16 protein-coding genes are annotated in these 12,610 nt (G+C 63.4%); 14 read left to right on the forward strand and 2 right to left on the reverse strand.

The genetic code is table 11. From position 1 onward, the window contains the following. The first annotated feature begins 30 nt into the window (after nucleotides 1-30). Nucleotides 31-450 (forward strand): NUDIX hydrolase, encoded by a 420-nt coding sequence (locus ACFPFW_RS17070; protein WP_114956257.1) that lies wholly within the window; start codon nucleotides 31-33, stop codon nucleotides 448-450. A gap of 44 nt (nucleotides 451-494) precedes the next feature. Here ACFPFW_RS17070 and ACFPFW_RS17075 read toward each other — a convergent pair whose 3' ends face one another. Beyond that, complete coding sequence (locus tag ACFPFW_RS17075; protein WP_114956256.1) at nucleotides 495-902, reverse strand: VOC family protein; 408 nt, start codon at nucleotides 900-902, stop codon at nucleotides 495-497. A gap of 50 nt (nucleotides 903-952) precedes the next feature. Then, nucleotides 953-1,429 carry a MarR family winged helix-turn-helix transcriptional regulator gene (locus ACFPFW_RS17080; protein ID WP_114956255.1) on the reverse strand — a complete coding sequence of 159 codons (477 nt, stop codon included), beginning with the start codon at nucleotides 1,427-1,429 and terminating at the stop codon, nucleotides 953-955. Nucleotides 1,430-1,509: 80 nt separating this feature from the next. Here ACFPFW_RS17080 and ACFPFW_RS17085 point away from each other — a divergent pair, with 80 nt between their 5' ends. The 13 genes from ACFPFW_RS17085 to ACFPFW_RS17145 all read left to right on the forward strand — a co-directional run bounded on the left by ACFPFW_RS17085 (nucleotide 1,510) and on the right by ACFPFW_RS17145 (nucleotide 12,605). After that, nucleotides 1,510-2,319: a VOC family protein gene (locus ACFPFW_RS17085; protein WP_114956254.1), complete on the forward strand. Its 810-nt coding sequence runs from the start codon at nucleotides 1,510-1,512 to the stop codon at nucleotides 2,317-2,319. Between the two features lie 28 nt (nucleotides 2,320-2,347). Beyond that, the gene (locus ACFPFW_RS17090; protein ID WP_114956253.1) at nucleotides 2,348-3,076 is read left to right on the forward strand and encodes a DUF899 domain-containing protein; all 729 of its coding nucleotides are present in this window, start codon (nucleotides 2,348-2,350) and stop codon (nucleotides 3,074-3,076) included. A 239-nt stretch (nucleotides 3,077-3,315) separates the two neighbouring features. Then, nucleotides 3,316-4,593 carry a flagellar hook protein FlgE gene (locus tag ACFPFW_RS17095; protein WP_114956252.1) on the forward strand — a complete coding sequence of 426 codons (1,278 nt, stop codon included), beginning with the start codon at nucleotides 3,316-3,318 and terminating at the stop codon, nucleotides 4,591-4,593. 29 nt (nucleotides 4,594-4,622) lie between these two features. Beyond that, nucleotides 4,623-6,068, forward strand: coding sequence for a flagellar hook-associated protein FlgK (gene flgK / locus ACFPFW_RS17100; protein WP_114956251.1), 1,446 nt, complete (start codon nucleotides 4,623-4,625; stop codon nucleotides 6,066-6,068). Nucleotides 6,069-6,082: 14 nt separating this feature from the next. Continuing rightward, nucleotides 6,083-7,150: a flagellar hook-associated family protein gene (locus ACFPFW_RS17105; protein ID WP_114956250.1), complete on the forward strand. Its 1,068-nt coding sequence runs from the start codon at nucleotides 6,083-6,085 to the stop codon at nucleotides 7,148-7,150. A 56-nt stretch (nucleotides 7,151-7,206) separates the two neighbouring features. Further along, nucleotides 7,207-7,554 carry a flagellar biosynthesis regulator FlaF gene (flaF, locus tag ACFPFW_RS17110; protein ID WP_114956249.1) on the forward strand — a complete coding sequence of 116 codons (348 nt, stop codon included), beginning with the start codon at nucleotides 7,207-7,209 and terminating at the stop codon, nucleotides 7,552-7,554. After that, nucleotides 7,551-7,997, forward strand: a complete 447-nt coding sequence (gene flbT / locus ACFPFW_RS17115; protein ID WP_379771677.1) for a flagellar biosynthesis repressor FlbT — start codon at nucleotides 7,551-7,553, stop codon at nucleotides 7,995-7,997. Before flaF ends, flbT begins: the two co-directional genes overlap by 4 nt. Before the next feature lie 16 nt (nucleotides 7,998-8,013). After that, the gene (flgD, locus tag ACFPFW_RS17120; protein WP_114956248.1) at nucleotides 8,014-8,415 is read left to right on the forward strand and encodes a flagellar hook assembly protein FlgD; all 402 of its coding nucleotides are present in this window, start codon (nucleotides 8,014-8,016) and stop codon (nucleotides 8,413-8,415) included. Continuing rightward, on the forward strand, nucleotides 8,415-8,681 hold the full coding sequence (gene fliQ, locus ACFPFW_RS17125) for a flagellar biosynthesis protein FliQ (protein WP_114956247.1): 267 nt from the start codon (nucleotides 8,415-8,417) through the stop codon (nucleotides 8,679-8,681). Before flgD ends, fliQ begins: the two co-directional genes overlap by 1 nt. A gap of 18 nt (nucleotides 8,682-8,699) precedes the next feature. Beyond that, nucleotides 8,700-10,793 (forward strand): flagellar biosynthesis protein FlhA, encoded by a 2,094-nt coding sequence (flhA, locus tag ACFPFW_RS17130; protein WP_114956246.1) that lies wholly within the window; start codon nucleotides 8,700-8,702, stop codon nucleotides 10,791-10,793. Next, nucleotides 10,790-11,542 (forward strand): flagellar biosynthesis protein FliR, encoded by a 753-nt coding sequence (gene fliR / locus ACFPFW_RS17135; protein WP_114956245.1) that lies wholly within the window; start codon nucleotides 10,790-10,792, stop codon nucleotides 11,540-11,542. The genes flhA and fliR overlap by 4 nt, the downstream gene beginning before the upstream one ends. Then, nucleotides 11,539-11,949, forward strand: a complete 411-nt coding sequence (locus ACFPFW_RS17140; protein ID WP_114956244.1) for a hypothetical protein — start codon at nucleotides 11,539-11,541, stop codon at nucleotides 11,947-11,949. The genes fliR and ACFPFW_RS17140 overlap by 4 nt, the downstream gene beginning before the upstream one ends. Before the next feature lie 47 nt (nucleotides 11,950-11,996). Further along, a complete protein-coding gene (locus ACFPFW_RS17145; protein ID WP_114956243.1) occupies nucleotides 11,997-12,605 on the forward strand; it encodes a rod-binding protein in 609 nt (202 codons plus the stop codon). Nucleotides 12,606-12,610: the final 5 nt, after the last annotated feature.

Consider the following 12,610-nt stretch of genomic DNA (forward strand, 5'->3'; position numbering starts at 1 on the left):
TGCCATGTTTTTGAGGTGACCCGCCAATTGATGCCTGAGCCTACCCCCGAACCGCTGCACCAGATCGGTGCGCTGCCCATCCAGAAGGAGGGCGGGCGCATTCGCGTGCTCCTCGTCACGACGCGGACGACCCGGCGGTGGACCATCCCGAAGGGCTGGCCGATGAAGGGGCTCAAGGATCACGAGGCGGCCGCGCAGGAAGCGCTGGAAGAGGCCGGCATCGAGGGCAGGATCGAGAAGGATGCGCTCGGTACCTACCTCTACTGGAAGAGGCGCGAGACGCATTTCGATCTCTGTCAGGTCACCGTGTATCTGATGAAGGTCGAGAAGGACCTCAACAATTATCGGGAGCAGGACGAGCGGGAGAAGCGCTGGTTCGAGATCGAGGAGGCCGCGCTTCTCGTCGAGCCCGAGCTTTCGAGCCTGATCCTCGGCCTGTCGGGAAAATAGCAAGCGCGTGGCCGAAGCCGCGCGCTTGCTATTGCGAGGCTGGTTCAGCCCGCCGGGATCGCGCTCTCGTCCATGTAGAAGACCTCCCAGGAATGACCGTCGAGATCCTGGAACGAGTGCTGGTACATGAAGCCGTAATCCTTGGGCTCCGCATAAAGCGAGCCGCCGGCCGCGACGGCCTTCTTCACGATCTCGTCGACCTGCTCCCGGCTGTCGAACGATAGCGCGGTCAGCACCTCGGTTGCTTTCGACGTGTCGCAGATCTCCTTCGGCGTGAACTGCTTGAACTTCTCGTGGGTGAGGAGCATCGCGTAGATATCGTCCGAGATGACGAGGCACGCTGCGGTCTCGTCGGTGAACTGGAGGTTGAACGACCAGCCCAGCGCCTTGAAGAAGTCCATCGACTTCGAGAGGTCCTTCACCGGCAGGTTCACGAAAATCTTCATCGGCATGCGTTTCTCCTGGTCTGACTGCGGTTGGATAGCTGAGGGAAATGGCGCGGCTAGGACAGCGCGCGGAGATCATCGCGAAGCAATTCAGGGTCACCACCCGGAAGCTCCGATTCAACGGCCGCATGGGTCGCTTGCCAGATCGGCACCGCGCGCGCGAGCAGCGCTTGGCCGGCCTCGGTCAGCCTGAGAAGCCGGCCGCGCTTGTCCTTGGGATCGACCGAAATCGTAAGAAGCCCTCGGCGCTCCAGCGGCTTGAGCGCCGCCGTCAGCGTGGTGCGGTCCATTGCGAGCAACTCCGCGACCGGCGCCATGGAGGGCGGATGAGGGCGGTTCAAGGACATCAGCAGCGAGAACTGGCCGTTGGTGAGTCCGACCGGCTTGAGCGCGACGTCGAACCGCCTGCCCAGCGCCCGCGCCGCCCGCTGGACGTGCAGGCACAGGCAACAATCTCTTACGAGGAGCGTTGTTTCGAACGGAACCGTGCCCGCGTGTCCGGATGCCTCGGCCGGACGGGTGTGTTTTGACATACCATAAATATGTTGGTATCAACCTATTTAGTCAAGCAGCACCGCATCGAAGCGGCGCCTTAATCACAGGAGAGGGCGTGATGGCGATCAAAGACGGCACCTTCATCTGGCACGAGCTGATGACGACCGATACCGCGGCAGCGCAGAAGTTTTATGGCGATGTCGTCGGCTGGACGTTCAAGAGTCCGCCGCCCGGAATGGGCATGCCAGACGTTCCCTATACGCTCATCTCGACAAACGGTCAGGACGTGGGCGGGATGATGGCCCAGTCCGACACCTGCGGCGGTGGCGAGGCCAAGCCCGGCTGGCTCGGCTCGGTAAAGGTCGATGATGTCGATGCGACCGCCGCGAAGGTGAAGGACCTCGGTGGCATGATCTATTACGAGCCGACCGACATTCCTGGTGTCGGCCGGTTCGCGATCGCCGGCGATCCCGGCGGCGGCACGATCTGCCTGCTCAAGATCGATGGCATGCCTGACAAGGATCCGGACCCGAACGGCCAGATGGCGATCGGCCATACCGGCTGGAACGAGCTGCATTCCACCGATTGGGAGAAGTCGTTCGGCTTTTTCCAGAAGATGTTCGGCTGGACGAAAAGCACGGCGATGGATATGGGCCCGATGGGCACCTACCAGCTGTTTGCGACCGACGGCAAAACCGGCGACGACGCCCGGGCCGTGGGCGGCATGATGACCAAGATGCCGGAAATCCCGATGCCGGGCTGGCTTTTCTACTTCAATGTCGATGCGATCGACGCCGCGATCGACCGGGTCAAGGCGGGCGGCGGTGAGGTCCTGATGGGTCCGCACGAAGTGCCCGGCGGCGCCTGGATCATCCAGGGTCGCGATCCCCAGGGCGCGATGTTCGCGCTCGTTTCGACAAAGCGCTGAGGAAGACAATTCGACAGGGAGGACCGTGATGAACCATCAGATCGTTTCCCGCGAAGACTGGCTCACGGCACGTAGGGCGCTCCTCGCCCGCGAGAAGGAAGCGACGCATCTGCGTGATGCGATCAATGCCGAGCGGCTGGCGTTGCCATGGGTCAAGGTCGACAAGAACTATTCGTTCGAAACGCCGGCCGGCCGGAAAAGCCTGGCCGAGCTGTTCGACGGGCGTAGCCAGCTCGTCGTCTACCACTTCATGTACGGACCGGATTGGGAGGCGGGCTGCCCCGGCTGCTCGTTCCTGGCCGACCATCTCGACGGCACGTTGCCGCATCTGAACCATCACGACGTGACTTTGGTCGCGGTCTCGCGCGCGCCGTTGCCGAAAATCGAAGCCTACAAGAAGCGTATGGACTGGCACTTCCCGTGGGTGTCGTCGGTCGGCTCCGACTTCAACCACGATTTCCACGTCTCGTTCAGCGACGACGAGATGAAAGGCGATCAGGTCTCATACAATTTCACGAGGATCCCGGTGAAGGACGCCGCTCCGGAGCTGCCGGGCCTGAGTTCCTTCTACCGCGACGAGAAAGGACAAGTGTTCCACACCTATTCCAGCTATGCGCGCGGGCCGGAGGAATTGATCGGTACGTACATGGTGCTCGATCGCGCTCCGAAGGGCCGGAACGAGGAAGAGGTCATGGACTGGATGCGCAGGCACGATGAATACGAAGAGGCGCCGAAGGCGCAGTCCTGCTGCGCCTGAACTTTTACTGTTCCCCGGACAAATGTGCATATCGCGCGCCGATCCGGGGCCCAGCGCATGAGCGCGCCGCAGGCGCTCTTTGGAGAGACAGTGCGGCGTCGCCGCCAATGAACGCTGGATCCCGGTTCTCGTGACGCGCTGCGCACTCACGGACCGGGATACGGTTCCCGCTGATCAGCTTCACGCAAGGGTGGCCGGGTTTCTTGTAGCCAACACAGGTGGCTTCAGGAGAAGCGGCAATGAGTCTTTACGGCGTACTGCGGACGGGTGTTTCGGGCATGAATGCGCAGGGCAACAAGCTCGCGACGACGGCCGACAACATCGCGAACACCAACACCCCCGGCTATAAAAGGGCGTCGACCGAGTTCTCGACCCTGGTGATCGGCAACAGCAAGGTCGGCAATTACATGCCGAGCGGCGTGTCGACCCAGACCCGCTACGCGATCAGCGAATCCGGCCAGATCATGCCGACGAGCAACGGCTACGACCTTGCGATCGGCGGCTCGGGCTTCTTCATCGTCCAGAACGCGGCCGGCACGCCTTATCTGACCCGCGCCGGTTCGTTCCGCCCGCAGCCGGATGGCTCGCTGCTCAATGCCGGCGGCTATCAGCTGATGGGCTACGACCTGGCGAACGGCCCGCCGACCCCGGTGGCCAACAGCCTCGCCGGTCTCGTTCCGGTGAACATCTACGCCGCGGGCATGACCGCGACGCCGACGACGGAAGGCGCGCTCGGCGCCGCCAACCTGAATTCGAACGCCGCGATCGTCGATCCGGCAACGGCGGACACGGCGGGCGAAAACACCGCCGCCTCGCAGTACACCAACAAGACCTCGTTGAGCGTCTACGACAATCTCGGCAACGAGGTGCTGCTCGACGTCTACTTCACGAAGACGGCGGCGAACACCTGGGAAGTCTCGGTCTACGACCGCGCGACGGCGACCGCCGGCGGCTTCCCCTACGGCGCGGCCGGTTCCGCCGCCCTGTACGAGGGTGCGATCACCTTCTCGGGCACGGACGGACAGTTCACCGGCATTCTCCCGGTGCCGGTCAGCCTTACCGTTCCGAACGGTCAGGTGATGACCATGGACTTCACCGAGATGACCCAGCTCGCCAGCGCTGACTTCGTTCCGGATCCGGACGTCAACGGCAACAAGCCGCAGTCGGTCGAGGCCATCGAGATCAGCAATGACGGCGTGGTCTTCGCTGTGTTCGAGGACGGCACGCGTCTCGCGACCTACCAGCTCGCGATGGCCGACGTGCCGAGCCCGGACAACCTCACCCCGGTCGCCGGCAACGCCTATGCGATCTCGCTGGAATCGGGCGATCCGTCCATCGGCTTCCCGAACTCGGCCGGCTTCGGCGTCATCAAGTCGGGCGCGCTCGAACAGTCGAACGTCGACATGGCGGCCGAGCTGACCGCGATGATCGAGGCGCAGCGCGGCTACACCGCCAACTCCAAGGTCTTCCAGACCGGCTCCGATCTTCTCGACGTTCTCGTCAACCTGAAGCGCTGATCGGGCCTTCCAAAACCGGGTAACAGGTCATGTCTCTCTCTCTCGCACTCAACGTCGCAAAATCCTCGCTCCAGGCGACGGGCGTGCAGACGGCGACCTCCTCGCGCAACATCGCGAACGGGAGCGAGAGTTATTATTCGCGCAAATCGGCGGTGGTCATCACCGGCGAGGGCGGCACCGTACAGGTCGTCTCGATCCAGCGCGCGACCGATGCGGCCCTGTACAAGACCATGCTGAAATCGACGTCTGCCGCCGCCGGGCAGCAGGCTCTCCTAGACGGGTTGACCAAGCTTTCCGAAACGGTCGGCGATCCCGAACTCGACCAGAGCGTCGCGGCGAAGCTTGGCAGCCTGACCAACAAGCTGCAGCAGTATGCCGCCGCTCCGGACAATTCGATCCTGGCGCAGGCGGTGCTCGGGGCGGCTCGCGAGATGGCCGTCGCGCTGAACGATGCCACCACGACCGTTCAGGCGACGCGAGCGCTCGCCGATGCGGACATGGCGGCTTCCGTGGACCGGATCAACGGTCTGCTCGCCCAGTTCGAGGCCGCCAACACCGCCGTCGTCAAAGGTACGGTGTTGGGCGCCGACGTCACCGACAATCTCGACACCCGCGACCATATCCTGGCGCAGCTCTCGGAAGAGATCGGGATTTCGGTCGTGGTACGCGAGAACAACGACATCGCGCTCTATACCGATGGTGGCGTCACCCTGTTCGAGAAGTCGCCGCGCGAGGTCAGCTTCCAGCCGACCAACGTCTATGGTGCGACGACGGTCGGCAATGCGGTTTATGTCGACGGCGTTCCGGTCGTCGGCGGTTCATCGACCATGGCGAGCCAGACCGGCCGACTTTACGGCCTTGCGACGCTTCGCGACGAGACGACAGTCACCTATCAGAGCCAACTCGACGAGGTCGCGCGCGGCTTGATTGAGGTGTTCGCGGAAAGCGATCCACTTGGCGTGGGCCCGGATGTGCCTGGCATATTCGACTGGCCGACCGGCGGCACGCTCACGACCGGCGTCATCGAACCCGGCCTTGCAGGCACGATCTTCGTCAATCCGGCGATCGATCCGGAGCAGGGCGGCGACCTCGACGCGATCCGCGACGGCATCACCTACAATTACAATACCGAAGCCGTCGCCGGCTTCGCCGACCGCCTCAACGACATCGTTGGCGAACTCGGTCAGTCGCGCGGCTTCGATCCGGCCTCCGGCGCCGATCCGTCGAATACGCTCGCGGACTACGCGGCATCCTCGGTCAGCTGGCTCGAATTCAACCGCCAGCAGGTCGACAACGAATCCACGTTCCAGACGACCAAGCTCGAACGCGCCTCCGAGGCGCTGTCGAACGCGACGGGCGTCAACCTCGACGACGAGCTCGCGCAGCAGCTTCAAATCGAACGGACCTACGCCGCCTCGGCCAAATTGATCGCCGCGGTGGACGAGATGCTGCAAGCCCTTCTCGACGCAGCCTGAACCAGGTGACAGCCATGAAGACCACATTCATCTCCACCCAGGCCGTTTCGAGCGCGACAAGGCTCTCGATCATGAAGATGCAGGCCGAGCTTGCGAAGAACAGCAAGGAGCTCGGCTCCGGCCGCTGGGCCGATGTCGGCCTCGAACTCGGCAACAAGACGGGTCGCACGGTCTCGCTCCGCCAGGACTTCGCGCGGCTCGATAGCATCAAGGATACGAACGGCCTCGTGATGTCTCGCCTCGACGGCAGCCAGGCGGCGCTCGAAGGCATGCTGAAAATGGCGCAGGACTTCTCCGCCTCGCTGATCGGCGTTCGCACCGGCGACACCGGCGCGGACGTTATCCAGGACGACGCCAAGAACAATCTCCAGGCGCTGATCGCCTCGCTGAACACATCGATCGACGGCGAATATCTCTTCGCCGGCATCGACACCGACGTTCGCCCTGTGACCGATTACTACGCGACGCCGGTCGTTCCGGGCACCGGCCCGAAGGCCGCGGTCGACGACGCCTTCCTCACCGCGTTCGGCATGGCGCAGAACGATCCGGCGGTGATCAACATCACCCCGGCGGCAATGGATGCGTTCCTCAACGGCGCCTTCGCGGCGATGTTCGATCCGGCCGCCTGGACCGACCCGACCACTGGCTGGTCCTCGGCATCAGACCAGAACGTCCGCAGCCGTATCTCGACCTCAGAACTGGTCGACACCTCGGCCAATGCCAACGAGGCGGCGTTTCGCAAGATTGCCATGGCCTACACGATGGTGACCGAATTCGCCTCGTCGAACCTGTCCGAGGGCGCCTATCAGACTGTCATCGACAAGGCGGCGGAAATCGTCGGCGAGGCGATCTCCAGCACGACGGTCGTCATGGCCCGTCTCGGCACTGCGCAGGAGCGGGTCAAGAACGCCAATGACCGGATGGATGTTCAGATGAAGATCCTGAACACGCACATCAACGATCTCGAACTGGTCGACCCCTACGAGGCGCAGACTCGGGTGACCGCACTCGAGACGCAGCTCGACATGGCCTACGCGCTGACCGCGCGTGCGCAGCAGCTGAGCCTTCTGAATTACCTCTGACGCGAACCCGCGAGCCGGATGACCGGCTCGTCCCGACCTTAACCGAGTGGTGTTTCATGCATCAGTTTTCGTATGCCGACATCGTCGGAGACGCAGTAAGCCTCTCCCGCCAGCACGAGGCGATGGCCATGGACCGTGCCGTCGAGCTTCTCGAACTGGCCAAGACCAAGGGTTCCAAGTCGCGCGAGGCGATCGACGCCGTTCTCTATCTGCGCCGGTTGTGGAGCTACCTGATCGAGGACCTGGCGCAGCCTGAGAACGACCTTCCGGAAGCGCTCCGCGCCGACCTGATCTCGATCGGCCTCTGGATCATCAAGGAAGCCGAACAGATCCGCCGCCACGAATCGGAGAACTTCGACGGGCTCATCGAGATCAACGGAATCATCCGGGCAGGTCTGGCATGAACCGCTCCATGCATCTCGGCCTGCGCGCCGGCGAACGCCTCTACGTCAACGGCGCGGTCCTCCGCGTCGACCGCAAGGTGTCGATCGAACTCCTGAACGACGTCAGTTTCCTGCTCGAGGCGCATGTGATGCAGCCCGAGGAAACGACGACGCCGCTTCGCCAGCTCTACTTCGCGATCCAGCTGATGCTGATCGACAAGCCGAACTCGGAGAATGCGGGCCGGATCGTCGAGGGACTGCTCGCCTCGCTCAACCGCACCCTGGACAACGAGGACATCATCGCGGGTCTCGGCACCGTCGAAACGCAGATCGGCAACGACCGCCTGTTCGACGCGCTGAAGACGATCCGCGCGATGTTTCCCGTCGAAGAACGGGTGCTCGCAGGCGAGCGCAGCTTTCCCCGCGCAGAAACCCACGCAGCGGCGCCGACGGCGGCCGCCTGACTAGGAGACGACGATCATGCAGGTCTCGACCAACAGCGCCTCAACGGCGCAAACGCAAAGCCAGTCCACTTCGACCGAAACCGGTGCGTCTATGGACTACGACTCGTTCCTCAAGCTCCTGATGGCGGAGATGAAGAACCAGGATCCGACCGCGCCGACCGACGCGTCGCAATATGTCGCCCAGTTCGCCACGTTCTCGCAGGTCGAGCAGGCGATGCAGACGAACGCGAAGCTCGACAGCATGCTGTCATCGATCGCGCTATCGCAGGCCGACGGCATCATCGGCCGCACGCTGACGTCGGAAGACGGCACGATCACCGGCGAGGTGAAGGCGGTTCGCATCGTCAACAACGGTGCGGTGGCCGAGCTCGACAACGGCAAGTCGATCATCCTCGGACCCGGCGTCGTCATCACCTGATGAACGAGGTTGATGCACTCGACATCGTCCGCGATGCGATCTGGACGGTCATCGTCGGCTCGGGCCCCGCGGTCCTGGTCGCGATGTTCGTCGGCATCAGCATCGCGCTGCTCCAGGCGCTGACCCAGGTGCAGGAAATGACGCTGACCTTCATCCCGAAGATCGTCGCGATCCTGCTCGTCATCATCGCCACCGGGCCGTTCATCGGCGCGCAGATGCTGACATTCACCCAGATGGTCTACGGCCGGATCGAAACCGGCTTCTAAGGGACAGAGAACGCGATCATGGCCGACGCAACGATTAGCGCGACGCAAAGCCCCGCGACCGGAGGCGGCGCACGCGATATCGGCTTTGCCGTCGGCATCGTCATCATCCTGACGATCCTGTTCCTGCCGATCCCCCCGATCATGATCGATGCGGGACTGGCGATTTCGATCGCGCTTTCTGTGCTGATCCTGATGGTCGCGCTATGGATTCAGCGGCCGCTCGAATTCTCGTCATTCCCGACGATCCTGCTGATCGCGACGCTCTTGCGACTGGCGCTGAACGTCGCGACGACGCGCCAGATCCTGGCCGGCGGCCATGCCGGCGATGGCGCGGCAGGTCACATCATCCAGGGCTTCGCGAAATTCGTGATGAGCGGCGACTTCGTCATCGGTCTCGTCATCTTCGGCATCCTCATCACCGTCAATTTCGTCGTCATCACCAAGGGCGCGACGCGTATCGCCGAAGTCGGGGCGCGCTTCACCCTCGACGCGATCCCCGGCAAGCAGATGGCGATCGACGCCGATCTGTCCGCCGGCCTGATCAGCGACAAGCAGGCCCAGGAACGGCGCCGCGAGCTGGAGGAGGAGAGCGCGTTCTTCGGTTCGATGGACGGCGCATCGAAATTCGTCCGCGGCGACGCGATCGCTGGTCTGATCATCACCGCCGTCAACATCTTCGGCGGCATCGTCATCGGCGCGACGCGCCATGGCATGGAACTCGGCGACGCGGCCGACGTGTTCGTGAAGCTCGCCGTCGGCGACGGTCTCGTCACCCAGATCCCGGCGCTCGTCGTTTCGCTCGCCGCGGGTCTCCTCGTGTCGAAGGGCGGCACGCGCGGCTCGGCCGAGCAGGCCGTCATGGGTCAGCTCGGCGGTTATCCGAAGGCACTGTCCGTCGCGGCGTTCCTGCTGCTGGCGCTGTCGCTCGTGCCGGGCCTGCCGTTCCTGCCGTTCGCCATTCCAGCCGGTCTGATGGGCTTCATCGCGCATTCGATCCCGCGCAAGCGGGCAGAGCGGCTGGCGTTCGCGGAAGCCGAGAAGATCGAGAAGGAACTCGCGACCAAGGTCGACACCAAGGACTCGGTCAAGGAATCGCTGAAGACCAACGAGATCGAACTCTGCCTCGGCAAACAGCTCTCGACGCAGATGATGAACGCGCATGGCGAACTGGCGCACCGCGTCAGCAAGATGCGTCGCAAGTTCGCGCAGCAATACGGCTTCGTCGTGCCGGATATCAAACTGGCCGACAGCGTCGCGGTGCCCCAAAAGGAATACCGCATCAAGATCCACGGCACCGTCATCGCGGCGCAGGAATTGCGCATCGGCGAGGTCATGGTCATCACCGGCGATGCCGGCGCCCCCGACGTGCCCGGCGACGATACACGCGAGCCCGCCTTCGGGATGAAGGCGATGTGGATCTCGCAGAACTATGTGAACGAGATCACCCGCGACGGCTTCACGCCCATCGACAACATGTCGGTGATGCTGACCCACCTCAGCGAGGTGATCCGCAACAACCTCCCGCAGCTCCTGTCCTATAAGGACATGCGTACGCTGATCGACCGGCTCGACCCCGAATACAAGCGCTTGGTCGAGGATATCTGCCCGTCGCAGATTTCTTATTCCGGCCTCCAGGCGGTGTTGAAGCTCCTGCTCGCCGAGCGCGTCTCGATCCGCAACCTGCATCTCATCCTCGAAGCGGTCGCCGAGATCGCCCCGCATGTCCGCCGCTCCGAGCAGATCGTCGAGCACGTGCGCATGCGCATCGCCCAGCAGATCTGCGGCGACCTCGCCGAGGGCGGCGTGCTGAAGGTGCTGCGTCTCGGCAATCGCTGGGACCTCGCCTTCCACCAGGGCCTGAAGCGCGACAACAAGGGCGAAGTCGTCGAGTTCGACATCGATCCGCGCCTGATCGAGCAGTTCGGCAACGAGGCGACGGAAGCGGTGCGTGCGCGGATCGCCCAGGGCCACACGTTTACAGTGGTCACGGCGCCGGAAGCTCGCCCGTATGTGCGCCTGATCATCGAACGTCTGTTCCCGGCAATGCCGGTGCTCTCGCACGTCGAGATCGCGCGCGGCGTCGAGGTCGAGGCGTTGGGTACGATTTCATGATCGGGATCGGCTCGGACACGATCCTGGCCGTCTTCGTCATCTTCTGCCGCATCGGCGGCTGCCTGATGCTGATGGCGGGTGTTTCAAGCCCGCGTGTTCCGATGCAGATCCGGCTTTTCCTGGCGGTCGCGATCACCCTCGCCGTGGCGCCGCTGATGGTGGATTCGGTGAAGGCCTCGATCCCGAACGACGAGCCGCTGACGCTCGTCCAGGTCATCGGCACCGAGACCCTGATCGGCGTGATGATCGGCTTTCTCGGCCGCATCTTCTTCCTCGCTCTGCAGACGCTCGCTCATGCAATGGCCACGACGATCGGCTATTCCATGCCGGGCACGCCGATCGAGGATTTTGAAGGCGTGCCGACGATGACGACGCTCGTCATGATGACAGCCACATTGCTGTTCTTCATGACCGACCAGCATCTGATGGTGCTGCGGGCGACGATGAATTCCTATTCGGCGCTGCCGATCAATGGCGGCTTCGATCCGCAATCGGGCCTGATCCAGATCACCGACACGCTCGGCACCGCTTTCATGCTGGCGCTCCGCCTCGCGAGCCCGTTCATCATATATGGCCTGATCGTCAATTTCGCGCTCGGCCTCCTGAACAAGATGACGCCGACCATCCCGGTCTATTTCGTCTCGATGCCGTTCGTGCTGATGGGCGGGCTGCTGCTGTTCTACTTCACGGCGGGCGAATTCCAGCAGCTCTTCGTGATGGGTTTCGCGGACTGGCTGGCCAACGAATGACGGCCGACGCGAAACGCCTCCGCTCGATCCGCCGGATCGCTGACCTCCGTCATCAGCTGAAACGCATCGAGGAGATCAGGCTGGCGCACCTGCACGCCGAGGAAGCCGAGCTCAACAACAAGCGCCAGGTGCTCATCACCGCGCTGAACGACGACGACGCGCTGCACGGCCTGTTCGTTGATGACATGGCCGGGCGGCTCAAACGCGTCAATGAACGACAACAGGCATTGCAGCCGATCAAGGCGTTCCAGACCCAGCGCGTACTGGTGCAGGCGCGTCACGCGAAATTCGCGGAGACCATGATCGACAAGGTCTCGAGAGAAGTCGACGCGGTCCAGGGCAAGCGCGAGCTCGAAGGGTTGATCGAACAATTCCTCGCCCGGAAGCCCGACACCAGCCTGCCGTAAGCTAGAGCCTCTACGCTCTCCGGATATCAGGTTCCCGGAGTTCGCTGATGGCGATCAAACCCCCGTCGGACATCATCCTCGAGGTCTCGCAAGCCGCGAACCCCGAAAAGCTGAGGGTCGCGACCGCCAAGCTGCAGAAGCTCGGCGAGACCGCGAACACGCAGTTCGCCGATGTGATGGAAAAGGTCGAAGGAGCGAAGCCGAAGATCGAGAAGGCTCTCGATCAGGCGAAGACGCACCTCGCCTCGGCCAAGCAGGTTCCCTACAGCTACGAGCCGTCCATGCCGTTCGACGTCAACCGCGCCCGGCTGAAGATGCGCAACGACACCGCCACGACCACGCGCGTCGCCGACGCCGGTCCGTCCGGCGCCGATCGCCGTACCAAGGCGATGCAGGATTTCGAGGCGATGGTTCTGCAGAGCTTCATCGGCTCGATGCTGCCGCAGAACGCCGAGCAGGTTTACGGCGAGGGCACCGCCGGCGACATCTGGAAATCCATGCTGGCCGAGCAGCTCGGCAAGCAGATGGCGCGCTCCGGCGGCATCGGCATCGCCGATCGGCTGCTGAACAAGGACGCGCAGATGCCGGATCGCCAGCCGCCCGTTTCCCAGCCGGCACAGCTGGCCGCGATGCACGCCAACATTTCCCGTTTCTGATTTCC

Origin of the sequence: Flaviflagellibacter deserti (genome assembly GCF_042652085.1) — a bacterium.
Lineage (GTDB): Bacteria > Pseudomonadota > Alphaproteobacteria > Rhizobiales > Methylopilaceae > Flaviflagellibacter > Flaviflagellibacter deserti.